This window comes from Promicromonospora sp. MS192 (assembly GCF_049532985.1).
Lineage (GTDB): Bacteria > Actinomycetota > Actinomycetes > Actinomycetales > Cellulomonadaceae > Promicromonospora.
Map to the genome: position 1 here is coordinate 4,893,130 of NZ_CP186693.1, position 26,555 is coordinate 4,919,684.

Consider the following 26,555-nt stretch of genomic DNA (forward strand, 5'->3'; position numbering starts at 1 on the left):
TGCTGGTCAGTCGTCCGTCAGCGTGAGGTGGACGCCGCCCACCAGCGCTGCGGTGATGTTGTACAGGAACGCCATAATCGTCGCGATGGCCGTGAGCAGCACGATGTTGCAGATGCTGACCAGGGTCGCGAGCGAGATGACGCGGGGGAACTCCACGAACTGCGTGAGGTTCACGTTGCTCTGCGGTCCCACGGCGTCCTCGACGAAGCTCTGCACCGTGGTGAACACACCGAAGCCGTCCAGCACGGACCAGAACACCGCCGTGGCCACCACGGTCATGATCGCGATCGCGACGGCCAGCAGGAACGCCAGCTTCATGACCGACCACGGGTCGACCCGCGAGATCGCGAGCCGGACGCGGCGCGGACCCGCCGGAGCCGGACGCGGCACCTCGGGCGTGGGTACGGATGCCGGCCGCTGCTGCGTGCCGGCCGCACCCGCGGCGGCCGGCGTGGCGGTGCCCCGCACGCCCGCCGCCGTGTAGTGCATCTCGGGCCGGGCGTTGGCGGTGCTCGGCGCGGCCGTCGGCCGCTCGTCCTCGTCAGGCATGATCGACGACACCTTCTTGGCGGCGCTGCGGGCAGCGTCGAGGGCGGCCTGCGCAGCCTTCATCGCGCCTGCCCGGACGCCGTCCGTCCCCTCGCCGGCGGGTGCCGGGGGAGCGGGCGGGGCGTCGGGAGCGGGGACCCGGTTCCAGGACTTCGGGTTGGTGCCGGCCTCGCGCGGCGCATCGGACGTGGTCCCCGCGGCGTCCGAGGTCGACCCGGTCGCGGCATCGGCGTTCGCCGATGCCCGCCCGATCGCGGAGACGAGCCCGGCCGGAGCCTTCGCGTCGCGCGGACCCGACGCGGCCGAGGGCCGGGACTCCTTCTCGGAACGCCCGGCCTCGTAGGCGGAACGCCAGATCCCACCGGTGGTGGGCACGGCCGTGCCGGGCTCGTCGGGAGCGGGCGGCACGGGCGGCTCGGCCGCCGCTGCGGGCGCGGACGAGGCGGCCGCGGGCTTGGCTGCCGGACCGGGCTTGGCGGGCCCGGGCTTCGCGGGCCCTGGCTTGGCCGACGACGCGGGCTTGGCCGGCGCGGACGGCGCCGATCCGGGGGCCGGAGGCGTGCTGCCGGCGGGCGCCGGCGTCCCGGTCGCAGGAGCCGCCACCGTGATCGGCTCTGCCGTCAGGTCGCTCTTCGGGGCGCCGTCACCGGTCGTCTCGGCATCGGATCCGTCGGACGAGGTCGACGCGGAGCTCTTGCCCGAGCCGGCCCCTGCCGGCTCCGTCTCCGGGGTCTCGGCCGAGGCCGTCTCCCGGGTCACGTCCTTGCGGACCCTGGTGTCGTCCAGGTCCTCGTCGAGCTCGGGCGACGCCGTACGCACGGGCCCGCTCTTGTCACTCGTCATCAGCTGTCCTCGCGTCCGGTGCTGTCCTGCTCAGGGGTGCTCGGAACTTCGTCGGGGGTCGGGATCTCTTCCACCGTAACCCGCTCGGCGGACTCGGCGTCGGAGATGTCCTCCGTCGCGTTCGGCACATCGCCCGCGTCCTCACGCTCCGCGTTGCGCGCGACGGCGATGATCCTGTCCCCCTTGTCCGGCTTCGCGAAGGTTACCCCCTGAGTGTTCCGCCCGGTGAGGTTGACCTCGGCCACCGCGGACCGCACGATCTTGCCGCGCTCCATGATCACAAGGACTTCGTCGTCCGCATGCGTGACGAGAGCCCCCACAAGATCACCCCGTGCCTCCACCAGGTTGGCCACCTTGATGCCGAGGCCGCCGCGTCCCTGGATCCGGTACTCGGAGATGCGCGTGCGCTTGGCGAAGCCGCCCTCCGTGACCACGAACAGGTCCGCACCCTCGACCACGACGTCGGCGGCGAGCAGCTCGTCGTCCTCGCGGAACTTCATGCCGGTGACGCCCGAGGTGGCGCGGCCCAGCGGGCGGATCGACTCGTCGTCGGCGTGGAAGCGGATGGACTGCCCCTTGCGCGACACCAGGATGAGGTCGTCGTCCGCATTCACCAGGCGGGCCGAGACCAGCTCGTCCGCGGCGCCGTCGGCGTCCTCGCGCAGGTTGATCGCGATGAGGCCGCCCGAGCGGGGCGAGTTGTACTCGCCGAGGCGGGTCTTCTTCACGAGTCCTCGCCGGGTCGCCAGGACCAGGTAGTCCGCCGCCTCGTAGTCGGGGATGTCGAGCACCTGGGCGATCTTCTCGCCGGGCTGGAAGGCCAGCAGGTTCGCGACGTGCTGCCCCTTCGCGTCCCGGCCGCCCTCGGGGAGCTCGTAGCCCTTGGCCCGGTAGACGCGGCCGAGGTTGGTGAAGAACAGCATCCAGTGGTGGGTCGTCGTCGTGAAGAAGTGGTCCACGATGTCGTCCTCGCGCAGCTGCGCGCCGCGCACACCCTTGCCGCCACGCTTCTGCGAGCGGTAGTTGTCCGTCCGGGTCCGCTTGGCGTATCCGCCGCGCGTGATCGTGACGACCACGTCCTCCTCGGGGATCAGGTCCTCCATGGACATGTCGCCGTCGTAGGGGAGGATCGTGGTGCGGCGCTCGTCGCCCCAGCGGTCGGTGACCTCGTCGAGCTCCTCGCCCACGATGGAGCGCTGCCGCTCGGGCTTGGCGAGGATGTCCTGGTAGTCGTCGATCTCGGCCTGGAGCTTCGCGTGGTCGTCCAGGATCCTCTGCCGCTCGAGGGCCGCCAGCCGGCGGAGCTGCAGCGCCAGGATCGCGTTGGCCTGCTGCTCGTCGATCGTCAGCAGGTCCATCAGGCCGGCCCGTGCCTGGTCGGCATCGGGGGAGCGGCGGATCAGGGCGATGACCTCGTCCAGCGCGTCGAGGGCCTTGAGGTAGCCCTCGTAGATGTGGATCTGGTCCTGCGCCTCCTTCAGGAGGTACTCGGTTCGCCGGCGCACGACCTCGATCTGGTGCGTGGTCCAGTGCCGCACGAAAGCGTCGATGCTGAGGGTGCGAGGCACCTCGTCGACGAGTGCGAGCATGTTCGCGCTGAAGTTCTCCTGGAGCTGGGTGTGCTTGTAGAGGTTGTTCAGCACGACCTTCGCGACGGCGTCGCGCTTGAGCACGATCACCAGGCGCTGACCGGTGCGGCCCGACGTCTCGTCGCGGATGTCAGCGATGCCCTGGATGCGGTTGTCGTTGACGAGGTCCGCGATCTTGGAGGCCAGGTTGTCCGGGTTGACCATGTACGGCAGCTCGGTGACGACCAGGCAGATCCGGTTCTGGATCTCCTCGACGTTCACGACGGCGCGCATCGTGATGGAGCCGCGGCCGGTGCGGTAGGCGTCCTCGATGCCCTTGTGACCCAGGATCTGTGCGCCGGTCGGGAAGTCCGGCCCCTTGATGCGCTGCAGCAGCGCCTCCAGGAGCTCCTCGCGCGACGCCTCGGGGTTGGCGAGGTACCAGCGGACGCCGTCCGCCACCTCCCGCAGGTTGTGCGGCGGGATGTTCGTGGCCATGCCGACGGCGATGCCGGCCGAGCCGTTGACCAGCAGGTTCGGGATGCGCGCGGGGAGCACCACCGGCTCCTGCGTGCGGCCGTCGTAGTTCGGCCGGAAGTCGACGGTGCCCTTCTCGATGTCACGCACCATCTCCAGGGCGAGCGGTGCCATCTTGCACTCGGTGTACCGCGGGGCGGCGGCCGGGTCGTTGCCCGGCGAGCCGAAGTTCCCCTGGCCCGCGACCAGCGGGTAGCGCAGCACCCAGTCCTGCACCAGCCGCACCAGGGTGTCGTAGATCGCGGTGTCACCGTGCGGGTGGTACTTGCCCATGACGTCGCCGACGACGCGCGAGCACTTGGAGAACGCGCGGTCCGGCCGGTACCCGCCGTCGTACATGGCGTAGATGACGCGGCGGTGCACCGGCTTGAGGCCGTCCCGCACGTCGGGCAGTGCACGGCCCACGATCACGCTCATCGCGTAGTCGAGGTACGACCGCTGCATCTCGAGCTGCAGGTCCACCTGCTCGACGCGGCCGTGGTGCACCGCGACGCGTGCGTCCTCGGTGGGCATGCCGTCGTCGGGGTTCTCCACGCCGGGGGTCTCGTCCGTCACCGTTCGTACTTCCTTTCCACGCCGGTGGGCGTGTCACTTCGTCTCACGTCGATATCTGCCGGGCCCGCAAGCTCGCTCCTCAGATATCGAGGAACCGCACGTCCTTGGCGTTGCGCTGGATGAAGGTGCGCCGGGACTCGACGTCCTCGCCCATGAGGACGGAGAAGATCTCGTCGGCAGCGGCCGCGTCGTCCATGGTGACCTGCAGCAGCGTCCGGTGGTCCGGGTCCATGGTGGTGTCCCAGAGCTCGGAGTAGTCCATCTCGCCGAGACCCTTGTACCGCTGGATGCCGTTGTCCTTCGGGATGCGCTTGCCCTGCGCGGCACCGGCCTCGAGGAACGCGTCGCGCTCCCGGTCGGAGTACACGTAGTCGTGCGGGGCGTTGCTCCACTTGATCCGGTACAGCGGCGGCTGCGCCAGGTACACGTGCCCGTGCTCGATGAGCGGTCGCATGTACCGGAACAGCAGCGTGAGCAGCAGGGTGCAGATGTGCTGGCCGTCGACGTCGGCGTCGGCCATGAGCACGATCTTGTGGTACCGGAGCTTCGAGATGTCGAAGTCCTCGCCGATGCCCGTGCCGAAGGCGGTGATGAGCGCCTGGACCTCGGCGTTCGAGAGCGCCTTGTCGAGGCGGGCCCGCTCGACGTTCAGGATCTTGCCGCGCAGCGGCAGGATCGCCTGGTTGTGCGGGTTGCGCCCACGCACCGCCGAGCCGCCGGCCGAGTCGCCCTCGACCACGTAGATCTCGCACTCGTCCGGGAACCGCGACTGGCAGTCCTTGAGCTTGCCCGGCATGGCGGCGCCGTTGAGGACGCCCTTGCGCCGGGTCGCCTCGCGCGCCTTGCGGGCGGCGATGCGGGCCTGCGAGGCCTGGATCGCCTTGCGGATGACGTCGCGCGCCTCGTTCGGGTGCGCGTCGAACCAGTCCGTGAGCTGCTCGCGCACGACGCGCTGCACGAAGGTCTTCGCCTCCGTGTTGCCCAGCTTCGTCTTGGTCTGCCCCTCGAACTGCGGCTCGCCGAGCTTCACGGAGATGACGGCGGTGAGGCCCTCGCGGATGTCGTCACCCGTGAGGTTCTCGTCCTTCTCCTTGATGATGCCCTTGTCGCGCGCGTAGCTGTTGACCAGCGTGGTCATCGCCGCACGGAAGCCCTCCTCGTGCGTACCGCCCTCGGTGGTCGAGATGGTGTTCGCGAAGGTGTGCACCGACTCGCTGTAGGCGCTGGTCCACTGGAGCGCGATCTCGACGGCGATCTTGCGCTCCGGGTCCTCGCTCTCGAACGAGATGACGTCGGGGTGGATGAGCTCCACCCGCTTCGCCGAGTTGAGGTGGTGCACGTAGTCCATGAGGCCGTCGTCGTACTTGTACGTGACGGTGCGCGCGCCCTCCGGCTGGCCGTCCGCGTCCTCGGCTCCCTCGACGCCGTCCGCCGGCGTCTCCGGCTCGGCACCGGCGACCTCGTCCGTGGCGGACGAGTGGCCGGCGCGCTCGTCGGTGAGCGTGATCTGCAGGCCCTTGTTCAGGAACGCGTACTGCTGGAACCGGGCGCGGAGCGTCTCGAAGTCGTACTCCGTGGTCTCGAAGATCGAGCCGTCGGCCCAGAACGTCTGGGTGGTTCCGGTGTGCTCGTCCGCCGCGAGCGGCTCGAGGCGCTCGACCTCGGTGATCGGGTTGCCGCCCTCGGTGTACTCCTGGCGCCAGTGGTACCCGTCGCGGCGCACCTCCGAGACGAAGCGCGTGCTCAGCGCGTTCACCACGGACATGCCGACGCCGTGCAGACCGCCGGAGACGGCGTAACCGCCACCACCGAACTTGCCGCCGGCGTGCAGGATCGTCATGACGACCTCGAGGGTGGGCTTGCCCTCGGTCGGGTGCATCGCGACCGGGATGCCTCGGCCGTCGTCCGTGACGCGCACGCCGCCGTCGGGCAGGAGGCGCACGTCGATCTCGGTGGCGTGGCCCGCGAGAGCCTCGTCCACAGCGTTATCCACAATCTCGTACACAAGGTGGTGGAGCCCACGCTCACCGGTCGATCCGATATACATGCCCGGTCGCTTACGAACGGCCTCGAGACCTTCCAGGACGGTGATGTTCCCGGCGTCGTAGCCGCCGTCGATTCGCTCTGTCACGGGCGGGGTTGCTCCTCGTCTTTCAGGCACACGATGTGCACGACGACGGACGTACCAGCGGTTGCGGGAGCGGCTCGGACCCCTGGGATCCATGCCGTGCTCGGGTGCTGACGTACGGTCCGACGGCTCGTCGGTGCTCAGCGTTCCGGGTCCTCAGGACCATCCTGGGAACCCGGCGCGGTTGACCCCCTCATACTACCTTCTGAGCGGCGAAAACCCGGGATCCTGGGGTGTTTGTGGCCACTCCTCCACAACCTTTCTCCACAGGGTGATTTCTGGGGTCTCGGAGGGGTTCCCGGGGCTCTCGGAACCCGTCCGGACGGCCCTCGCGCACGGGCTTCGTCAAGGGCGTCGGCAGCTCGGTCGGCACGGTCCGGACGGCGGGTCGTACACGCGTTCGGAGTACGCCGCGGACCGGTGCAGTTCGTCAGCGAAGGGCCATGCCCGGACCTGTCGAAGGTCAGGCAATTTGCACGCAGAAGGAGACATTTCGTTGATTTGTCGTTTTCTGCTCTAATAGCGCCGACCGGTCAGCTGCGCAACTTCGCGCACCGTCTCTCTTCGAAGGGCAACAGAGTGAAGAAGCTTCTTGCCGGCGGCGCTCTCGCCGTGCTGGCATTCGGCGGGATGGTCGCCACCGCGACTCCCGCATCCGCGCACAACAAGAACGTCTCCTACGACTGCGGGTTCGTGAACGTGAACCTTGAGTGGTACGACGGTGCCAAGGTGACGGTGGTCATCGACGGCGAGACCGTCACGGACGAGGAATTCTCGCCTGGGTTCGATCGCCGCTATGAGCTCTCCCTCGACGAGGCGCACGAGTTCACCGTCTCCGTCGATGCGTACGACGACGACCAGTACGACTTCACTGAGTCGGGGCAGATCGGTGTCTGTCAGACCCCGCCGCCCGCCGAGTTCGTGTCCCCGGTGATCCCCGAGGCTGTGTCCGGCTGCGCTGCCAGCCTCGACGACGTGGTCCTCCCGTCCAACACCGATGCGATCGCTTACACCAAGACCGAGGCAGGCATCGTCGCCGCGCTCACCTCTGACGCATATGCCTTCCCTGAGGACCTGGGCGCCTATCAGCCCCAGCCCGACGGCACAGCGCTGCTGCCCGTCGATGCGATCGTCTTCGAGGAGGAGTGCGAGCCGGCGCCGTCCCCGACCCCGACGCCCAGCGAGCCGTCGGTCGCTCCGACTGACGAGGCCTCCGTGCCCCCGGCTCCGGCCGAGCCCTCCGCGTCCCCCAGCCCCGCTGCTGAGGAGCCGCCGGTGCTCGCCGCGACCGGTGCGACCGTCGGCGGTGCCGTCGCGTTCGCCGCGCTCCTCGCCGTGGGTGGCGTGGCTCTGGTCTGGGCCCGCAAGCGGATGCAGCAGGGCGCCTGAGCATGACCGGCTGACGCACTCGCGTCACTGACAAGGGCTCCCCGGCTTCGGCCGGGGAGCCCTTCGTCGTTCTCGCGATCGGTCGTTCCGTACGGGCGCACCGGGGGAGGCCCGCCGATACGCGTGCGGTCGTCGAGCGGCCCCGTCCGTGGTTGGCATCGGGATCGGCGGCCGGTCGCGAGCCGTTCAGCCCCAGGTGTCCCGAGGCCCCGGACCGCGTACCGACCTCGGCCCCCTGCGGAACCCGGGACCGGCCGGCCCGAGCACCGTGACCTCCTCGACCACACCCTCGCCGATCTCCTCCGACATCCGCCTCAGGAGTGCGGGCACCAACAGGCGAAGCTGCGTGGCCCACGCTGTCGAGTCAGCGCGGACGACGAGCACCTTGTCCTCGAACGTCTCCGGCACGCAGTGGTCGGCGATCTCCGCGCCGACGACCTCACGCCATCGGCCCATGACCCCGCCGACCGAGACGTCCTCGGTCCAGCCCTTCTCGCGCAGAAACCGGCCCACGACCGCACCGAGCAGCTGCGGATCACGTGCTCCCGGCCCCGGACCGCTCGTCCTCGGCTCGGCGAGCGGGGAGCGCCTTGCCGGGGAGCCGGGCCGGAGACCCCGCGCTCGGGCGGCCGCCTTGGCCCGGTTGAGAGCGGCCCGCGCCACCTCCGACGCCGGGGTCAGCTCGGGCTCCGAGTTATCCACAGGGGGCTGTGGAGAGTCGTCAGTCACGTGTCACCGTCCCGGGTTCCACGTGAAACCGCACTCCGTCGAGAACCACCGGGACGTCCTCAGGAACGGCTGCCGTGACCAGCACCTGTCGGGCGGGCAGCACCAGGTCCGCGAGCCGCTCGCGGCGCCGGACGTCCAGCTCGGCGAACACGTCGTCGAGGATCAGCACCGGATCGGCGTCCGTTCCGAGATCAGGGTCCCAGAAGGCAGGTGAATCCGCTGAATTCTGCGGATCTCCGCCAAGGAGCCGGTATGACGCGAGCCGCAGCGCGAGCGCGAACGACCATGATTCGCCGTGGCTCGCGTAGCCCTTGGCCGGCAGTCCGCCGAGCGTCAGGACCAGGTCGTCACGATGCGGTCCGACGAGGCTCACACCGCGGTCGAGCTCCTGCGGGCGGGCCGCGGCCAGGGCCTCCATCAGCAGGTCACGAAGCTGTCCGACGTGCGCAGAGTTATCCCCAGAGCCTGTGGACAAGATCGGTGGACGACCGGTCTCCAGAGCCGGCAGCGACGACCGGTAGGTGATCTCCGCGGCGCCGTCGGCATCGCTCACCTGCTCGTACGCGGCGGCGACCGCGGGCCGCAGCGCGTCGACGAGCTGGAGGCGCAGAGCCAGGATCTCTGCCCCCAGCTCCGCGAGCCGCGCGTCCCAGACGTCGAGCGTCGCGAGCTCGGCCGCCGCCGAGCTCTCGGTCCGCGCCGGCCCTCCCGTCCGACGCACGGACCTCGCCGACTTCAGCAGCGCCGACCGTTGGCGGAGGACCCGCTCGTAGTCGGAGAGCACTGCGGACAGGCGCGGCATCATCAGGACCAGGAGCTGGTCCATGAACCGCCGTCGGCCGTCGGGCTCACCCTTGACGAGAGCGAGGTCCTCCGGTGCGAAGAGCACGGTCCGCAGGATCCCCAGCACGTCCCGCGCCCGGACCTGCTGGCCACGATTGATCCGGGCGCGGTTCGCCTTGCCCTGCGTGATCTCCAGCTCGACGGTGCTGGCGCGGTCACCGCGCACGATCCGGGTCCGGACCACCGCACGTTCCGCTCCCGAGCGGATCAGCGGGGCGTCAGTGGCGACCCGGTGCGATCCGAGCGTGGCCACGTAGCCGATCGCCTCGACGAGGTTGGTCTTGCCCCGGCCGTTCCGCCCGACGAACGCGTTGACGCCCGGTTCGAGCTCCAGGTCGGCCGACGCGTAGGACCGGAAGTCCAGCAGGGAGAGGTGGGAGACGTACATCAACAGGTGATGGTACGTGTCCCGGCCGCTAGTCCGCCTTCTTCACCGCGTGGCCACCGAACTGCTGACGCAGGGCCGCGACAGCCTTCATCGCCGGCGACTGCTCCTGGCGGGAGGCGAACCGCGCGAACAGTGCGGCGGAGATCACGGGGAGCGGGACCGCGAGGTCGATGCCCTCGTCCACGGTCCAGCGACCCTCGCCCGAGTCGTCGACCCAGTCGTCGAGCAGGGCCAGCTTCGGGTCCTCCTCGAGAGCCTTGACCATGAGGTCCAGCAGCCACGAACGAACAACGGTTCCGCGGCTCCACGCCCGCACCGTGCCGTGCACGTCCTCGATCAGGTCCGACTTCGCGGCGAGCAGCTCGTAGCCCTCGGCGTAGGCCTGCATGAGGCCGTACTCGATGCCGTTGTGGACCATCTTGGCGTAGTGCCCCGCACCGACGCCGCCGGCGTGCACGAAGCCCTCCTCGCGGGGGCCCTCGGGACGCAGCGCGTCGAAGACCGGCATGACGCTCTCCACGTCGGCAGCCGAGCCACCGACCATGAGCCCGTAGCCGTTCTCCAGGCCCCAGACACCACCGCTCACACCGACATCGAGGTAACCGATGCCCTTCGCCGCGAGCTCCGCGGCGCGCTCCTGGTCCTCGACGTAGTGCGAGTTACCGCCTTCGATCACGATGTCGCCCTCGGTGAGGATCTCACCGAGCTGGTCGAGCACCCCGCGCGTCGCGTCGCCGGCGGGCACCATGACCCACACGACCCGCTTCTCGGCCGGGAGCGCGGCGGCGAGCTCGGCGAGCGTCGGCACGTCGGACACCTCCGGCCGGGGGTCGAACCCGGTGACCTCGATCCCGCCCTTGCGCAGGCGGGACCGCATGTTGTTGCCCATCTTCCCCAGGCCGACCAGGCCGATGTGGGTGACCATGTGCGTGCTTCCTCCAGGTCGAACGACGGGCTCGCTCGTGGCGGCCGCCATTGGTGCAGGCTGAGTGTCCGGGCCGCTGCCCGGACCGGGAACTCACAGGCTGTGGATATCGGGCTCGTCAGCGGCGGGCCCGCGACATCAGCCCGTGAAGCGGATCGGCACCAGCAGGTACCGGTACGAGGAGTCGTCCTCACCGTCCAGGCTGCCCTGCCCGGTGAACTCCACCGGCTTGTTGGGGTGCGTGAACGAGAGCCTGACGAAGTCCGTGCCCAGGGCGCCGAGCCCGTCGAGCAGGAACTGCGGGTTGAACGCCACCGCGATGTCCTCGCCGACCAGAACGGCTTCAAGAGCCTCGGAGGCCTGCGCGTCGTCGCCGTGACCGGCGTCGAGCACCACCTGCCCCTCGCTGAACGACAGGCGGATCGGGGTGTTGCGCTCCGCGACCAGGCTCACGCGCTTCGCCGCCTCGATCAGCGGTGCCGTCGCGACGACGGCGTGAATCGGTGTGCTGTCCGGGAACAACCGGCGGACGGCGGGGTAGTCGCCCTCGACAAGCTGCGACGTGGTCTGGCGGCCGCCTGCCTCGAATCCGACGAGGTCCAGGCCCTGGCCTGTGGACAGACCGACGTTGACGAGACCGCCACCGGACCCGAGGGACTTGGCGACGTCGTTGAGCGTGCGCGCGCGGACCAGGGCCACCGCGGAGAAGCCGGGCGTGGCCGGCGTCCAGGTGAGCTCCCGGAGGGCGAGGCGGTACCGGTCGGTGGACAGCAGCGTGATGCGCTCGCCCTCGATCTCGACCCGGACGCCGGTGAGCAGCGGGAGCGTGTCGTCACGGCTGGCGGCGACGGTCACCTGCGCGACGGCGTGGGTGAACGCGTCGCCGGAAACCGTGCCGCTGACCTCCGGGAGGCCCGGGAGAGCGGGGTACTCGTCCACAGGCATGGTGAGGAGAGTGAAGCGGCTGGCACCGCAGGTGACGATGACCTTGCTGCCTTCGAGTGCCACGTCGACCGGCTTGTTGGGCAGCGCACGTGAGATCTCCGCGAGCAGGCGTCCCGACACCAGGACCGTGCCGGGCTCCGCGACCTCCGCAGGGATCTCGGACCGCGCCGAGGTCTCGTAGTCGAAGCTGGCGAGGTTGATCACACCCTGCGCGTCCGCCTCGATGCGCACACCCGCGAGCACAGGAGCCGGGGGACGCGTGGGGAGCGTGCGAGCGGTCCATGTCACGGCATCAGCGAGGACGTCGCGCTCGACCCTGAACTTCATGCCGTTGCATCTCCTCTTGTTCCTGGGCTGTCGAAGGAAACCCTACGCGAGTTGATGACCTGGTGGCACTCGAGACCGATGGCTTGTGGATGGACTCCACGGCACGTGTCGTACTAGTGTTCGAAGAGTGTCGGCGAGCGCTCGGATCGCCTGATGAAGGCGTGTGGATTCCCCCTGATAGATAGATGTCGTAGTAGTAGTCGGTGTTGTGGAAACTGGGGATATCGGGTGTTCTCGCAGGTCAGGGCCCATTTTTCGCTGTGGAGGAGCTGTGGGTCCGACTGTGCAAGAACTAGGGGCTCCTGTGGAAGCCGATTCTGTACACACAGGCCGTCCACCGATCGGGGTGTGTTCGCCCACAGATATCGGGGTGTCGTCCACACCCGTCCACAGCCCCGTCCCCAGGCGTGTGACGGGGGTCCGGCTCGAGACACCAAGTTCTGCACAGTCCGCGTCCACAGTGCTGGGGACAAGGCCGGGAGATCTGCCTGAACAGAGGGATCTCTGTGTGGACAGGCCTGTGGAGGTGCAGATGTGCAACACCCCTGTGCACCGGTCCAGCTGTGCACAGGGGTGTGGATTCGTGGGGGAGCGGGTGTATCGCCCCGTTTTAGGAGCGGCCGACCAACCCGCTGTCAGCCGCGCTGCTGCTGCTTGATCCGGCTCGTGAGCTCGGTGACCTGGTTGTAGGTCGAGCGCCGCTCGGCCATCTGTCCCGCGATCTTCTTGTTGGCGTGCATGACCGTGGTGTGGTCCCGGCCGCCGAACTGCTGCCCGATCTTGGGCAGCGACAGGTCGGTGAGCTCCCGGCACAGGTACATGGCGATCTGCCGGGCCGTGACGAGTACGCGCGAGCGTGACGAGCCACACAGGTCGTCGATCGTCAGCCCGAAGTACGCGGCGGTCTGCGCGATGACGACCGCCGGCGTGATCTCGGCCGTGTCGTCGTCGTCGGTGATCAGGTCCTTGAGGACTATCTCGGCGAGGGCCAGGTCGACCTGCTGGCGGTTGAGGTTCGCGAACGCGGTGACGCGGATCAGCGCGCCCTCGAGCTCACGGATGTTCGTGGAGATCCGCGATCCGATGTAGGAGAGCACCTCGGCCGGTACGTCGAGGTGCTCGCTCGCGGCCTTCTTGCGCATGATCGCGATGCGGGTCTCGAGGTCGGGCGGCTGGACGTCGGTGATCAGGCCCCACTCGAAGCGGGAGCGCAGCCGGTCCTCGAAACCGTTGAGCTGCTTGGGCGGCACGTCGGAGGTGATCACGACTTGCTTGTTGGCGTTGTGGAGCGCGTTGAAGGTGTGGAAGAACTCCTCCATCGTCTGTTCCTTGCCCTGCAGGAACTGGATGTCGTCGATGAGGAGCACGTCGACGTCGCGGTACCTGCGCTGGAACGCGCCGGCCTTGCCCTCACCGATGCTGTTGATGAAGTCGTTGGTGAACTCCTCCGAGTTCACGTACCGCACCCGGATGTGTGGATAAAGGTTGTGGACGTAGTGCCCGATGGCGTGCAGCAGGTGGGTCTTGCCCAGTCCCGAGTCCCCGTAGATGAACAGCGGGTTGTAGGCCTTCGCCGGTGCCTCGGCGACCGCGACCGCGGCGGCGTGCGCGAACCTGTTGGACGAACCGATGACGAACGTCTCGAAGATGTACTTCGGGTTCAGCCGGGTCGGCTCCGCGGACGGCTTGGGCGCCGGCTGCGGAGCGATAGGCATCTGCGCCTGCTCGGGCTCCGGCGGCTCCTGCTCCAGGGACAGCGTGGCCGGGCCCGAGATCTGCGACGGCCCGGCCAGGGTGCTGCTGCTGAGCTCAGGGTCTACCGTGATGCCGAAACGCACGTCGCGGCCGAGCACCGAGGACATCGCGGAGACGAGGTCGTCACGGACGGCGGTCTCCAGGTAGGTACGGGTCTGCTCGTGCGGGACGGCGATGAACACCATGTCGTCGAGCACTGCCATCGGCTTGGCCAGTCGGATGAAGGCGAGCTGGCGCGGGCTCATGTCGGGCCGGGCCTCGAGCGCCGTCAGGGTCTGTACCCAGACGTCGCCGATGTTCTCGTCCGGGTTGGCCACTGGCTTTCCTTCGTCTCGTGCGTGGGGTGGTGCGCGCGCTGGGGGTGTCTTGGAGTCTGCCATGATGAAGCACCGTCCACACAGTTGTCCACAGGTTGTGGATTGCGCGGATCACCCCGGAATCAGTGGTACACGGGCCCCTGGCCGGCGCCCGTCGGGACCCCTTCGGCACGTCCGGTGTGGCGCGCCCGACACGCAGGATCCCGCGGTTCTGGTTTGACCCGGGGGGCTCCGGCGGCGTAACGTCAGACAGCCGTTCCAGGTACTTCTGCGCGCCCACACAGGGATGCGAGCCGCGTTCTTCGACGTCGGCCGCGACCCGTGGGCCAGGCCCCGGGTCGGCGAGGCCGATCGTCGTACTGAGCGGCCATCTTTCACTGCATCGTCGAGGACAGACGGTGTGCCTACCCCGACGTTCTTGGAGTACCTCGTGAGCAAGCGGACCTTCCAGCCGAACAACCGGCGTCGTGCCAAGACCCACGGCTTCCGGCTGCGCATGCGCACCCGCGCCGGCCGCGCCATCCTCGCGGCCCGCCGTCGCAAGGGTCGCGCCGAGCTCTCAGCCTGAGCCATGTTGCCTGCGGCGCACCGTCTGCGCCGTTCCGTCGACTTCGAGCGGACGGTGCGCCGCGGCACGCGTGCAGGTCGATCGACCGTGGTGGTTCACCTCCTGGTTCCGGACGAGAACGTCCCGGACGCAGGATCGGGAACTCCACAGGTCGGTTTTGTCGTTTCCAAGGCTGTGGGTAACTCCGTGCAGCGCAACCTCGTGAAGCGGCGGCTCCGAGCGTCCGCAGCGGGACACCTCTCGACGCTGCCGGCCACCGCTCGCGCCGTCGTGCGCGCTCTCCCGCCGTCGGCCGGTGCCACCTACGCGGATCTCGACCGCGATCTCGACTCGTGCCTGCGGCGCGCGGTCGCCCGCGCGACCGGAGACGGGGCGAGATGACTGCCATCCCCGCCCCTGAGGGTGAGGCACCGACGCGCGAACCTTCGGTGATCGGGCGACTCCCGGTGACCGTTCTGGTAGGGATGATCCGTTTCTATCAGGCGTTCATCAGCCCGATGAGCCCTCCGAGCTGTAAGTACTACCCGTCCTGCTCGCAGTACGCCTTGATCGCGCTCCGGCGCCACGGTGCGCTGCGTGGGCTGGGTCTCGCGCTGTGGCGCCTGCTGCGGTGCAACCCGTGGAGTCTCGGCGGCGTCGACGACGTGCCGCCCGTGCGCAGCGCGCACACCCACGCCGAGGGCTGACCTGCCCTGGCGTGCGCCGCCGGCACGACACCGCACCCCGCAGACTTCGCGTCCCGACTCTGGAGCTTCTTGACCGATGGACTTCTTCGCATTCCTCTGGCCGATCGAATGGGTGGTCGCCTGGATCATCTACGGATCGCACTGGCTGTTCACGACACTGGGCATGTCCGCCGGCCCGGGTACGGCCTGGGTCCTCTCGATCGTCGCACTGGTGATCGTGATCCGCGTCGCGCTGATCCCGCTCTTCTTCAAGCAGATCAAGGCCTCGCGCGGGATGCAGATGATCCAGCCGGAGCTTCAGGCGATCCAGAAGAAGTACAAGGGCAAGACGGACCCTGCGTCTCGCGAGAACATGACGCGCGAGACCATGGAGCTGTACCGGAAGCACGGGACCAACCCGTTCGCCTCCTGCATGCCGATCCTGTTGCAGTCGCCGATCTTCTTCGCCCTGTTCCGCGTGCTGAACAGCCTCAAGCAGATCTCCGAGGGAACTGCTGACCCGATCGGCCCGATCACCCGTGACGTGGCGGGTGACATCGAGTCGTCGACGCTGTTCGGTGCCCAGCTCAGTGATGTCTTCCTGCAGACCGACTCGCTGACCTCGCGCATCGTCGTGATCGCGCTGATCGTCGCGATGAGCGTCACGACCTTCACCACGCAGCGCCAGCTGACGATGAAGAACATGCCGCCGTCGGCGCTCGAGGGCCCGATGGCCCAGACGCAGAAGCTGATGCTCTACATGCTGCCGATCGTGTTCGCGATCTCCGGCGTGAACTTCCCGGTGGGTGTGCTGATCTACTGGACGGTCACGAACCTCTGGTCGATGGGGCAGCAGTACTACACGATCAAGCGGATGCCGACCCCGGGATCTCTCGCCGAGAAGCAGCTCAAGGAGCGTCAGGCGGCCAAGGCTGCGAAGCGCGCCGCGAAGCGGGGCGAGGTCATCGAGGACGAGACGCCGGTGGTCGAGCAGCCCAAGACCGGCCAGCGGGTGCAGCCCAAGCGGAAGAACCGCCAGAAGGGTGCGACGCCCACCGCCGGTCGACCGGCGGTCGCGCAGTCCGCTCCGCAGGATGCGCCGCAGGACCAGCCCGTAGACGCGGCTCCGGATGCGTCGAGCTCGACGTCCGGGAAGCAGACCGGGTCCAAGTCCAAGCCCTCCGGCACGACGTCGGGCAAGCAGCCCGGGTCGAAGCCGAAGCCGAAGTCGTCGGGTGCGACGCCGGGGACCACCTCGACGTCGTCGGGCAAGAGCAAGCAGAAGAAGTAGGAGGTGGACGCGATGAACGCGAGCACAGGTACGGCGGCATCGGACTCCGCGGCTCCCGCGGTTGATCCGGAGGACCGGATCAAGCGCCTCGAGGAAGAGGGCGAGATCGCTGCGGACTACCTCGAGGAGTTCCTCGACATCGCTGACCTGGACGGCGACATCGACCTCGACATCAAGCACGACCGCGCGGCGGTCGAGGTGGTGGCAGACGATCCGAAGCTGCTTGCGGACCTGATCGGTCGCGAGGGTGAGGTGCTCGACGCGATGCAGGAGCTCACTCGCCTGGCCGTGCAGACTCGGACGGGCGAGCGGAGCCGCCTGATGCTCGACATCGGCGGCTTCCGGGCCGCCCGTCGGGTCGAGCTGACGCGGATCGCACAGAAGGCGGTCGAGGAGGTGCGCGCCTCCGGCGAGGAGGTCGAGCTGGACCCCCTGAATGCGTTCGAGCGCAAGGTGGTGCACGACGCCGTGGCGGCTGCGGGGCTGGTGAGCGACTCGCGCGGTGTCGAGCCTGAGCGCTATGTCGTGGTGCAGCCCGCGCCGGCGGTCACCGCGGACTGAGTGTTCGGCTTCGGCCGAGGGCCGGTGCACGTCCGAGGACGTGCACCGGCCCTTTCTGTGCTTGGCTTCTTTCGACAGCGAGTGGAGGGCGTGACGTGAGCGGTACGGACGGGACGGGACAGGGTGAGCCCGGCATCGTTGCGGAGGTGTTCGACGGCGACACCCTTGGTGCGAGTGAGCCGGTCAAGCAGTACTTCGGCACGGCTTACGACAAGGTGGCGCGATACGCGGACCTGCTCCGGGAGCAGGGCGAGCTGCGCGGGCTGATCGGGCCGCGCGAGGTCCCGCGGATCTGGGAGCGGCACGTCCTGAACTCGGCTGCGGTCGTGCAGTACCTGCCGACGGCGGGCGCGGTCGCGGACATCGGATCGGGTGCGGGGCTGCCGGGCATCATCGTGGCGGCGATGCGACCGGGGCTTGATGTGCTCCTGGTCGAGCCGATGGAGCGGCGGACCACCTGGTTGGTCGAGGTTGCCACGGAGCTCGGCCTGACGAACGTCCAGGTGAAGCGCGGGCGAGCCGAGGAGTACCACGACGCGTTCGAGGTGGACGCAGTGACTTCCCGGGCGGTCGCTCCGCTGTCCAAGCTGGCACGGATGAGTCTTCCGCTGGTTCGCGTGGGTGGCGAAATGGTGATTCTCAAGGGACGTAACGTGGCGCAGGAGGTCGATCCTGCACGGAAGGTGCTGCGGAAGTACGGGGCGGGGGAGCCTGAGATCCTTGAGGGATCGACAGTCGCAGGCGTCGAGTCGACGACTATCGTGCGCATCCGCCGGGGGAAGTAGGACCTTTCGACAGAGGTTGTTTCACGTGGAACGGGAGCGGTCGCCATCACAACGGCGACCGCTCCTGTCGTCGGTTCCCGGGCAGTGCCCGGGACGCGGCGCATGCGTCGACAGCCGCCTCAGGTGCGTAGAGGATGATGTTCCCAGTCGTCGCCCTCATCGGCGTGGGTGTCTCCAGCGCCGGACTTGTATGGGTAGCCCCAGCCCGACCTGTACCCGACGCAGGCGAAGATGCCGGTGAGGTAACTGTCGTGATGCAGGTGTTCCGGCGGATGCCGAGCTGGTAGCCGTTCCAGTGGTTGCTGCTTCCGCTGGAGTGGGAGGTCCTTGTTCTGCCGGCAACGGTGGGGGCACTCTCCGAGCGCAGGGTCGACACGTGGTCAATGGTGATCTGCCTGGCCTGTTCGAACGACGTGGAGATGGCCGGGTCGCGGTTGGCTGCGGGCTCTGCTTGACGTCCAGGAGATCCCTGCCGCACTGAGGTGGCTCGTGGCTCGTGGCTCGTGGCTTCTGGCCGATGGCCGATGTCCCACGGCCCACGGCCGGTGGAGTGGGCTGAGCTCGGGAACGCGGTCGCGCGCGCCAAGGTCCCGAGGGTAACGACAGCGCGGCGGCGACCGTTGTGATGAGAGCCGTTGATCTGAGCAAGAAGCGTCCAGCACCGATTCGGGCGAGCGCCGGCACGCAGGAGGGTAGGGTCGGCCCGTCTGCGGGGCGGCATACCGGACATGCCATAGCGGCTACGGCTGATGGGTTGCTGTTTCACGTGAAACCCGGGCGGGCGCCCAGAGGACGAACCCTGTCTGATCCAGATGAGCTACGGGTACGGCGTCGTGCTCGGTCGTTTCACGTGAAACGAGAGTCCTGGAGAAGACCAGCCGAGCCCAATCCGATGCGCATAACGACCGAGGGGCCATGGGCGAGCGGGAAGACCGGATCGCTGGTGAACTGATCGCTCCGAGAGCGGCGTTTCGGCACGCCTGAGCAGGTCGGCGACCGTAGCGTTGCACGCGTGTGCTTCTTCAGACGAAAGTCCAAGCGAAAGGCAGCGGCCGCGGCCGCAGCGGCGCAGGCTGCCCCGGCGGCAGTGCCCGACTCGTCCGCATCGGGGCCGCCGGCCGACGCGGGGGAGCCTCCTAGTCGCGACGAGATGATCACCGCGGCATCCGCTGCGATCGGTGATGGTTCGGCGGCCGGGCTGGCTCCGGTGGAGCAGAGCACGACTGTTCTGATCGCGGAGAAGCCGGCTGAGACCGCGGACGCCGGCGATCTCGGGGGCGATGCCCCGGTGGAACGCGAGACGCCACTCGCCGATGACACCGGCGTGGTGCCGTCCTCGGTGGACATGGCGCCTCCTCGGCAGGCTGTCGTGCCGGGTGCACCCCGGGACGAGGTCTGGGGTCAGGACGGTGCGGACGAGAAGAGTGCTGCGGTGCTGAGCCAGTTGATCGAGTCGGTGACGATGCCCACGCCGAGTGATGCGGCGTCGTCCGAGGACGAGCCGGGCACGGCGGTCGGGTTGCTCCCGGGCGAGCGTCCCGGTGCTGGCTCGGCGGGCGATGTCAGCCGTGCGGAGCCGGTGCAGGAGTGTGCGCTGGACGACAGCCGCGCACTCGACGCGGTCCTTGGTGCCGGAGGCGTGCCCGAGAGCCCAGCCGGAGAGCAGCCATCCGTGGCTCATCCGGCCGGGGAGGGTACGGCTGGGGAGGGTACGGCGGATCCCGGAGCCGACGCCGGTGCAGATGAGCTCAAGGAAGCTGAAGCCCGTGGGAGCGAAGGGGTGAACGACGTCGTGGCTACCGCAACGCTCGCGACCGCGACTGACGGGGTCCTTGGTCCTCGCTCGGGGTCTGAGTCGGAACTCTCGGAGGGCTCCGAGGGAACGATCGGCACCAGGCACGAGGGTGACCTTCGGACCGACGCCAGGGATGAAGTGTCCCCAGGACCCCAGGGGTCACAGCCGGAAGAGCAGAGTGCCTTCCCGGCGGCTGACGATGATGTGCTGAGCCCGGAACAGGACGGAACCTCTCCGGCGGGGCACGCCGACGCTCCGTCGACGAAGCGGGAGGCAGAGACACAGGCCGAGCCCCCTCATGATCCGGACCAGATGGAAGAACTCCCCTCGACCCGACCGATTCCGGCCGATGCGATCAAGCGTGCCAGTGAAGCCCTCGATGCGGCGGTGAACGCGGCTCCTGCTGTGATCGGGCACCCGGCGGATGTCGACGATGAGGAGGAAGTCGCTGTCGTGGATGCCGAATTCACACATTCCGCCGACGAAACAGGGCTGGAGGCCAAGCCAGATGACGTGGCCAGCGATTACAGTGTCCGCGTGACGGATCCGATTCCCGTGCAGAGCCTCTCCGCTCCCGGCGTTTCACGTGAAACGTCCGGGCCCGCGCAGACGGCCCACGGCACGCAGCAGCCCACAGGCGGCCCGCACGGTGGCGATGACGAGCGTCGGTCAGCCCTCATCGCAACCGTCCCTGCCGTTGACGACACGACTCCGGTCGCCGCCGAGCTCGCCATGGACGCTCGCCGACGTATCGAACTTCAGGGGCGGAGATTCCCTCGTCCGCCCAAGACGCGCATCATCACGGTGGCCAACCAGAAGGGCGGGGTCGGCAAGACGACCACCACGGTCAACATCGCGGCCGGCCTGGCGCAGTCCGGCCTGAACGTGCTGGTGATCGACAACGACCCGCAGGGCAACGCCTCGACGGCACTCGGCATCGAACATCGAGCGGGCACGCCGTCCGTGTACGAGATTCTCATCGAGGGCGAGTCTCTGGCGAGCACCGTGCAGCAGTGCCCTGACATCCCCAACCTCTGGGGCGTTCCGGCCACCATCGACCTGTCTGGATCCGAGATCGAGCTGGTGTCTCTCGTTTCACGTGAAACGAGGCTCCGGAAGGCGATCGCGAAGTACCTCGACGATCGCATCGCGGCAGGTGAGGAGCGCATCGACTACGTCCTCATCGACTGCCCGCCGAGTCTCGGTCTTCTGACCGTGAACGCCTTCGTGGCGGGCCGTGAGGTCTTCATCCCCATCCAGTGCGAGTACTACGCGCTCGAGGGTCTGAGCCAGCTCCTGAAGACGATCGATCTGATCCGCTCGCACCTCAACCCCGAGCTGCGCGTGTCCTCGATCCTGCTCACGATGTACGACGGCCGAACCAACCTGGCGCAGCAGGTGGCGGGCGAGGTCCGGTCTCACTTCCCGGCAGAGACCTTCAAGACGACGATCCCGCGCTCGGTCCGGATCTCGGAGGCCCCGAGCTACGGGCAGACCGTGATGACCTACGATGCGACGTCGACGGGAGCGCTCGCTTACCTGCAGGCGTCTCGCGAGCTGGCCGAGCGTGGCCAGGGAGGTTCGAGCCCCCGGCGCGCGATGAAGGCAGAAGCGGTCGGAGCTCAGGACTGATGGTCTGCAGTGATGATCGGTGCGTGCCGCGCGCTGTGACGATGACGATGGAGACGACACCAGTCCGCGCCCGGCGCGGGACCGGAACGGACGAGGAGACACGATGAGTGCGAAGCGACGCGGGCTCGGGCGGGGCCTGGGCGCCCTGATCCCGACGGGTCCTGAGCTGGACGAACAGGCGCCCGGCGTGGGATCCGGTGAGTCCGAAGGCATCGGCATCGGCGGCACGGTCGCGACCGTGGTGCAGGAACGCCCGTCGGTGCTGGACGAGGCCGCGGACACCGATGTGGCGCCCTCGCCGAACGACACACCCACGGTCGAGAAGAAGCCGGCGAAGAGCTCCGGCCCGCGCCCCAGCACGGTGAAGTGGGACTCGGCGATCGCGAGCGGCCGACTGTCGGTCGCGAACGAGGCGGGGGAAGGCGGGAGTGCCTCCGCGCTGGACAACACGTTCTTCAGCCGGGAGCAGGGTGAGGCGGACGTCGTTTCACGTGAAACGGCCGACCTGCTGCCGGTCCCTGGTGCACGGTTCGCGGAGCTCCCGGTCAGCGCGATCCGCCCGAACACGTGGCAGCCCCGTACGGTCTTCGACGAGGGCGACCTGGACGAGCTGGTGGAGTCGATCAAGGAGATCGGCGTGCTCCAGCCCATCGTGGTGCGCCCCGACAAGGAGCACCCCGGCGAGTACGAACTCATCATGGGTGAGCGGCGCTGGCGCGCCACGCAGGCGGCCGAGCTCGAGACCATCCCGGCGATCGTTCGCGATACCGAGGACGGCGACATGCTCCGGGACGCGCTCCTGGAGAACCTGCACCGCTCGGACCTGAACCCGCTCGAAGAAGCCGCTGCGTATCGCCAGCTCCTCGACGACTTCGGGTGCACGCACGAGGAGCTTGCCACTCGCATAGCCCGCAGCCGCCCGCAGATCTCGAACACCCTCCGCCTGCTGCGTCTGCCACCACTGGTCCAGCGTCGCGTCGCCGCCGGCGTGCTGTCGGCCGGTCACGCTCGCGCGCTCCTGGGTCTGAGTGACGGCGCCGAGATCGAGCGGCTCGCGCAGCGCATCGTCTCCGAAGGTCTGTCGGTCCGGGCGACCGAGGAGATCGTGATGCTCACGGAGTCCGAGGGTGGCTCGGGGAAGACCCGCAAGGCTCCGCGTGCCGGCACGCGGAGCGAGGCGGTGGACGAGCTGGCCACGCGGCTCTCGGACAGGTTCGAGACGCGGGTCAAGGTGGCACTCGGCAAGACCAAGGGCCGCATGACCGTGGAGTTCGCGTCGGTCGAGGACCTCAACCGCATCCTGCAGGTCATGGCCCCGGACGAGCGAGGTCTCCTGAAGCCACCGTCCGGGGACTGACCGTCCCCTGCGCGGAGTCGGTGCGACGTGCGCCGTTCCGGGAGAACATCAGGGCCGGCATCCCCGCGGGGATGCCGGCCCTGATGTCTTCGTCGGTCAGGGTCGGCGCACCGGCAGCAGCGCCAGGTCGACGATGCGTCGGTACAGGTCCGGGAGCGAGTGTCCACCCGCGGCGGCAGCCTGCGGCAGAAGCGACATCTCCGTCATCCCGGGTGCGACGTTGACCTCCAGGACGTGGGCCACGCCGGACCGGTCGAGGATCAGATCGGTGCGGGACAGGTGTCGCAGGTGGAGCGCCTCATGGGCCTGCACGGCGACGTCGGCGACGTATGCCGCCTGCTCCGCGGTGAGTCGAGCCGGTGCGAAGAACTCGGTCTCGCCGGCGACGTAGCGCGCGGCGTAGTCGTAGCCATTCTCCGCGACGATCTCCACGGCGGGCAGTGCCCGGGGCCCGCCCGGACCGTCGATCACGCTCACCGCCAGCTCGATGCCGTCGACCGCGTGCTCGATCAGCGCGGTCTCGCCGTACGCGAAGCACTCGACCATGGCACGCGGCAGGTCCTCCGCACGCGTGACGACCGTGACCCCCAGGGCGGAACCGCCCTCGGTGGGCTTGACGACGAGGGGGAGGCCGAGGTGTCCCACGATCGTGTCGAGCACGGGCTGCGCGCCGAGGTCCCGGAAGAGGCTCTGGGGGAGCGTCACGTAGTCGGGGGTGGTGAGCCCCGCTTCGAGCAGGGCCGCCTTGGCGATGGGCTTGTTCCAGACGACGCGGCTGGCGCGCGGGTCGGAGCCCACGTAGGGCAGGCCTGCCATGTCGAGCACGTCCCGCACCGATCCGTCCTCGCCCGAAGCGCCGTGCAGCAGCGGCCAGACGACGTCGGGGCGGGTGCTGCGGAGGAACGCCAGGAGGTCCGCGTCGACGTCGTGCACGATCACGTCGAGGCCGGTCGAGCGCAACGACTCGGCGACCCGGCGACCGGACCGGAGCGACACGTCGCGCTCGTGCGAGAGACCGCCGGCGAGGACGACCACCAGCGGGCTGCGTCCCGCGTCGTCGGGTGCGGGCGAGGTGGACGCGGTACCGGGTGCCGGCGCGTTCGGGGCGGGTGCGGGACTGGTCATCGACGGCTCACTCGATCGGGGTGTACGGGATGGCTGCCATCGTGTCAGACGCACAGGTCACCCACGTGACCTGTGCATCTGACACGGGGGAGTCAGGCCAGGTCGGGTGCGGGGCCCTCGACGTCGTCCACGTCGGGGTCGGGCTGCGCGGAGGTGCCGAAGATCTGCACCAGCTCGGACTCACCGTTCACGACACCGGCGAGGCGGCGCACGCCCTCGCGGATGCGTTCCGGCGTCGGGAAGCAGAAGGACAGGCGCATGTGGTTCGAGCCGCTGCCGTCGTAGTAGAAGGCGGTGCCCGGCACGTAGGCGACGCGCGCCGTCACGGCGCGGGGGAGCATGGCGCGGGAGTCCAGCCCCTCCGGCAGCCGGACCCAGACGAAGAACCCACCGCGCGGCACGTTCCACGATGCGCTCGGGAGGTACTCGCCCAGCGCGCCCACGAGGGCGTCGCGCCGGTCCCGGTACATCTCCCGGTAGTCCTTGATCTGGGCCTTCCAGTCGCACGTCTCGAGGTACGTCGCCACCGCGAGCTGCGACGCGTTCGACGGCGACAGCACCGCCGACTCGCTCGCGAGCACGAGCTTGTCGCGCACGGCGTGCGGCGCGATCACGAAGCCGACGCGGTAGCCGGGGGCGAACGTCTTGGAGAACGACCCCAGGTATAGCACGCCGTCGGTGTCGTACGAGCGCAGCGCCGGGAGCGGCTCGTCGTCGAAGCCGAGCAGGCCGTAGGGGTTGTCCTCGACGACCAAGACGCCGTGGCGGCGGCAGATCTCCAGGATCTGGGGGCGCCGCTCGGCGGACAGAGAGACGCCCGCGGGGTTCTGGAACGTCGGGACGGTGTACAGGAACTTCACGCGCCGGCCCTCGGCCGCGAGGCGGGTGAGCACGTCGTCGAGGTCGGCAGGGACCAGGCCGTCGGCGTCGAGCGGGACCTGGACCACGTCGGCCTGGTAGGAGCGGAAGACGCCCAGGGCCCCGACGTACGACGGCGCCTCGGCGATGATCACGTCGCCCGGGTCCACGAAGATGCGGGTCACCAGGTCCAGGGCCGACTGCGAGCCGGTGGTGACGACCACGTCGTCGGGGTGGGCGGAGACGCCCTCCAGGGCGACGACCTGGGTGATGTGCTCCCGGAGGGACTCCTCGCCCTGACCGGAGCCGTACTGGAGCGCTGTGGTGCCCTTGGTGACGATGAGGCGCTGCATGGTGTCGGCGATGACGTCGAGCGGCAGACCCTCGAGATACGGCATGCCACCGGCGAGCGACACGACCTCGGGGCGGTTCGCGACCGAGAACAGCGCCCGGATCTCCGAGGCGCGCATGCCGTGCGCTCGCGCCGCGTACGAACCGAACCACGGGTCGAGGCGGTTACCGGCAGTCTCGGGAAGCTCGTTCACGCGAGCCAGTCTGGCACGCGTGGCGTGCTCCTCCCAGTGCCTGTTCGTGGTGAAACGGTGAGACTCCGCGCGGACGGACAGGCTCGAGGGTGCCCGGAGACACCGAGAGCGCGCACCCGGGCGGGTGCGCGCTCTCGGTGTGGTGACGGCGGTCAGCCCGCGAGGACCTCGTCGATCTCCTGCGTCAGCGCGCGCTTCGGGCGAGCCCCGATGATCGACTTCACGACCTCGCCGCCCTTGTAGACGTTGAGCGTCGGGATCGAGACGATGCCGTAGTCCATGGCGGTCTGACGGTTCTCGTCGGTGTCGATCTTGACGATCTTGATCTTGCCCTCGTACTCGTCGGAGAGCTCCTCGAGGATCGGTGCCACCATGCGGCACGGACCACACCAGGTGGCCCAGAAGTCGACGAAGACGGGGATGTCGGAGTCGAGGACCTCCGCCTTGAAGGTGTCGTCGGTGACCTTGATGGTGCTCATCCGTAATCTCCTTTGTCAGTCGTTCAGCGAGTCGAGGAACGCCTGGGCGTCGAGTGCCGCGGAGCAGCCCGAGCCGGCGGCCGTGATCGCCTGGCGGTACGTGTGGTCCACGGCGTCGCCGCAGGCGAAGACGCCGGGGAGGTTCGTCCGCGTGCTGCGGCCCTCGACGAGGATGTAACCGTTCTCGTCCAGGTCGACCTGACCCTTGACCAGGTCGGTCCGCGGCTCGTGGCCGATCGCGACGAACAGCCCGGTCGCGTTCAGGTCCCGGACCTCGCCCGTGACCGTGTCGCGCAGGCTGATCCCCGCGACCTTGTCCTCACCGTTGATCCCCGCGACCTCGCTGTTCCAGGCGAACTCGATCTTCGGGTCGGCGGCGGCGCGCTCGGCCATGATCTTCGAGGCGCGCAGGTCGTCGCGGCGGTGCACGACGGTCACCTTGGACGCGAACCGGGTCAGGAACGTGGCCTCCTCCATGGCGGAGTCACCGCCACCCACCACCGCGATGTCCTGGTCGCGGAAGAAGAACCCGTCGCAGGTCGCACACCAGGAGACGCCTCGGCCGGAGAGCCGCTTCTCGTCGGCCAGGCCCAGCTCGCGGTAAGCGGAGCCGGTCGCCAGGATGACCGAACGCGCGCGGTAGGTGTCGCCGCCACCGGTCACGATGGTCTTGACGTCACCGGTGAGCTCGACCTGCTCGGCGTCGTCCCAGATGACCTGGGCGCCGAACTTCTCCGCCTGCTCCCGCATGGCGTCCATCAGGTCCGGGCCCTGGATGCCGGCCGGGAAGCCGGGGAAGTTCTCGACCTCGGTGGTGTTCATCAGGGCGCCACCCGCGGTGACCGAACCTGCGATGACGACAGGTGCGAAGCCGGCACGCGCCGCGTAGACCGCTGCGGTGTACCCCGCGGGGCCGGACCCCACGATGACGACGTCGAGCACGGGTGCCTCGGTGGTCTCGGTAGCCGGTGCGGTGGTCTGTTCGGTCAAGGTGGTCTCCTCGAGTTCCATGGGCACACGCATCAACACGCGGGCGGGTCCCAGTGTTCCAGCCGATGTCGTCCACGGCTCGGTCGTGGACGTGAGTCTCGCCACA

General features: G+C 68.9%; 21 protein-coding genes. 9 read left to right on the plus strand and 12 right to left on the minus strand.

Annotated features, from left to right (window positions below; translation table 11 throughout):
- Positions 1–6: 6 nt before the first annotated feature.
- The 3 genes from ACO229_RS21860 to gyrB form a co-directional block, all read right to left on the minus strand.
- On the minus strand, positions 7–1,392 hold the full coding sequence (locus ACO229_RS21860; protein ID WP_423462781.1) for a DUF3566 domain-containing protein: 1,386 nt from the start codon (positions 1,390–1,392) through the stop codon (positions 7–9).
- Positions 1,392–4,052, minus strand: coding sequence for a DNA gyrase subunit A (gene gyrA / locus ACO229_RS21865; protein ID WP_397412197.1), 2,661 nt, complete (start codon positions 4,050–4,052; stop codon positions 1,392–1,394). Before gyrA ends, ACO229_RS21860 begins: the two co-directional genes overlap by 1 nt.
- A 79-nt stretch (positions 4,053–4,131) precedes the next feature.
- Positions 4,132–6,276: a DNA topoisomerase (ATP-hydrolyzing) subunit B gene (gene gyrB / locus ACO229_RS21870; RefSeq protein WP_397412195.1), complete on the minus strand. Its 2,145-nt coding sequence runs from the start codon at positions 6,274–6,276 to the stop codon at positions 4,132–4,134.
- 324 nt (positions 6,277–6,600) lie between these two features.
- On the opposite strand from gyrB, the gene ACO229_RS21875 reads away from it, so the two are divergent.
- On the plus strand, positions 6,601–7,569 hold the full coding sequence (locus ACO229_RS21875; RefSeq protein ID WP_423462782.1) for a hypothetical protein: 969 nt from the start codon (positions 6,601–6,603) through the stop codon (positions 7,567–7,569).
- Positions 7,570–7,755: 186 nt separating this feature from the next.
- Here ACO229_RS21875 and ACO229_RS21880 read toward each other — a convergent pair whose 3' ends face one another.
- The 5 genes from ACO229_RS21880 to dnaA all read right to left on the minus strand — a co-directional run bounded on the left by ACO229_RS21880 (position 7,756) and on the right by dnaA (position 13,798).
- Complete coding sequence (locus ACO229_RS21880; RefSeq protein WP_423462783.1) at positions 7,756–8,271, minus strand: DUF721 domain-containing protein; 516 nt, start codon at positions 8,269–8,271, stop codon at positions 7,756–7,758.
- A gap of 19 nt (positions 8,272–8,290) precedes the next feature.
- Complete coding sequence (recF, locus tag ACO229_RS21885) at positions 8,291–9,529, minus strand: DNA replication/repair protein RecF (RefSeq protein ID WP_423465331.1); 1,239 nt, start codon at positions 9,527–9,529, stop codon at positions 8,291–8,293.
- A gap of 28 nt (positions 9,530–9,557) precedes the next feature.
- Positions 9,558–10,454, minus strand: a complete 897-nt coding sequence (gnd, locus tag ACO229_RS21890) for a phosphogluconate dehydrogenase (NAD(+)-dependent, decarboxylating) (RefSeq protein ID WP_397412189.1) — start codon at positions 10,452–10,454, stop codon at positions 9,558–9,560.
- A 138-nt stretch (positions 10,455–10,592) separates the two neighbouring features.
- Positions 10,593–11,726, minus strand: a complete 1,134-nt coding sequence (dnaN, locus tag ACO229_RS21895; protein WP_397412187.1) for a DNA polymerase III subunit beta — start codon at positions 11,724–11,726, stop codon at positions 10,593–10,595.
- Positions 11,727–12,361: 635 nt separating this feature from the next.
- Positions 12,362–13,798 (minus strand): chromosomal replication initiator protein DnaA, encoded by a 1,437-nt coding sequence (dnaA, locus tag ACO229_RS21900; protein WP_423462784.1) that lies wholly within the window; start codon positions 13,796–13,798, stop codon positions 12,362–12,364.
- A gap of 430 nt (positions 13,799–14,228) precedes the next feature.
- Here dnaA and rpmH point away from each other — a divergent pair, with 430 nt between their 5' ends.
- From rpmH to ACO229_RS21940, 8 genes are all read left to right on the plus strand, one after another.
- On the plus strand, positions 14,229–14,366 hold the full coding sequence (gene rpmH / locus ACO229_RS21905) for a 50S ribosomal protein L34 (protein WP_010849920.1): 138 nt from the start codon (positions 14,229–14,231) through the stop codon (positions 14,364–14,366).
- Positions 14,367–14,369: 3 nt separating this feature from the next.
- Positions 14,370–14,747 carry a ribonuclease P protein component gene (gene rnpA / locus ACO229_RS21910; RefSeq protein WP_397429250.1) on the plus strand — a complete coding sequence of 126 codons (378 nt, stop codon included), beginning with the start codon at positions 14,370–14,372 and terminating at the stop codon, positions 14,745–14,747.
- A gap of 83 nt (positions 14,748–14,830) precedes the next feature.
- Positions 14,831–15,052, plus strand: a complete 222-nt coding sequence (gene yidD / locus ACO229_RS21915; RefSeq protein ID WP_423462785.1) for a membrane protein insertion efficiency factor YidD — start codon at positions 14,831–14,833, stop codon at positions 15,050–15,052.
- 76 nt (positions 15,053–15,128) lie between these two features.
- Positions 15,129–16,322, plus strand: a complete 1,194-nt coding sequence (gene yidC / locus ACO229_RS21920) for a membrane protein insertase YidC (RefSeq protein ID WP_423462786.1) — start codon at positions 15,129–15,131, stop codon at positions 16,320–16,322.
- Between the two features lie 12 nt (positions 16,323–16,334).
- The gene (locus tag ACO229_RS21925) at positions 16,335–16,883 is read left to right on the plus strand and encodes a protein jag (RefSeq protein WP_397412687.1); all 549 of its coding nucleotides are present in this window, start codon (positions 16,335–16,337) and stop codon (positions 16,881–16,883) included.
- Positions 16,884–16,978: 95 nt separating this feature from the next.
- On the plus strand, positions 16,979–17,668 hold the full coding sequence (rsmG, locus tag ACO229_RS21930; protein ID WP_423462787.1) for a 16S rRNA (guanine(527)-N(7))-methyltransferase RsmG: 690 nt from the start codon (positions 16,979–16,981) through the stop codon (positions 17,666–17,668).
- A 1,150-nt stretch (positions 17,669–18,818) separates the two neighbouring features.
- On the plus strand, positions 18,819–21,095 hold the full coding sequence (locus ACO229_RS21935) for a ParA family protein (protein WP_423462788.1): 2,277 nt from the start codon (positions 18,819–18,821) through the stop codon (positions 21,093–21,095).
- A gap of 103 nt (positions 21,096–21,198) precedes the next feature.
- Positions 21,199–22,452: a ParB/RepB/Spo0J family partition protein gene (locus tag ACO229_RS21940; RefSeq protein ID WP_423462789.1), complete on the plus strand. Its 1,254-nt coding sequence runs from the start codon at positions 21,199–21,201 to the stop codon at positions 22,450–22,452.
- Positions 22,453–22,548: 96 nt separating this feature from the next.
- Here ACO229_RS21940 and ACO229_RS21945 read toward each other — a convergent pair whose 3' ends face one another.
- The 4 genes from ACO229_RS21945 to trxB all read right to left on the minus strand — a co-directional run bounded on the left by ACO229_RS21945 (position 22,549) and on the right by trxB (position 26,449).
- Positions 22,549–23,577 carry a D-alanine--D-alanine ligase gene (locus tag ACO229_RS21945; RefSeq protein ID WP_397429243.1) on the minus strand — a complete coding sequence of 343 codons (1,029 nt, stop codon included), beginning with the start codon at positions 23,575–23,577 and terminating at the stop codon, positions 22,549–22,551.
- A 92-nt stretch (positions 23,578–23,669) separates the two neighbouring features.
- On the minus strand, positions 23,670–24,905 hold the full coding sequence (locus ACO229_RS21950) for a PLP-dependent aminotransferase family protein (RefSeq protein ID WP_423465332.1): 1,236 nt from the start codon (positions 24,903–24,905) through the stop codon (positions 23,670–23,672).
- A 227-nt stretch (positions 24,906–25,132) separates the two neighbouring features.
- Positions 25,133–25,459: a thioredoxin gene (gene trxA / locus ACO229_RS21955; protein ID WP_119141134.1), complete on the minus strand. Its 327-nt coding sequence runs from the start codon at positions 25,457–25,459 to the stop codon at positions 25,133–25,135.
- A gap of 15 nt (positions 25,460–25,474) precedes the next feature.
- Positions 25,475–26,449, minus strand: a complete 975-nt coding sequence (gene trxB / locus ACO229_RS21960; RefSeq protein ID WP_397429242.1) for a thioredoxin-disulfide reductase — start codon at positions 26,447–26,449, stop codon at positions 25,475–25,477.
- Positions 26,450–26,555: the final 106 nt, after the last annotated feature.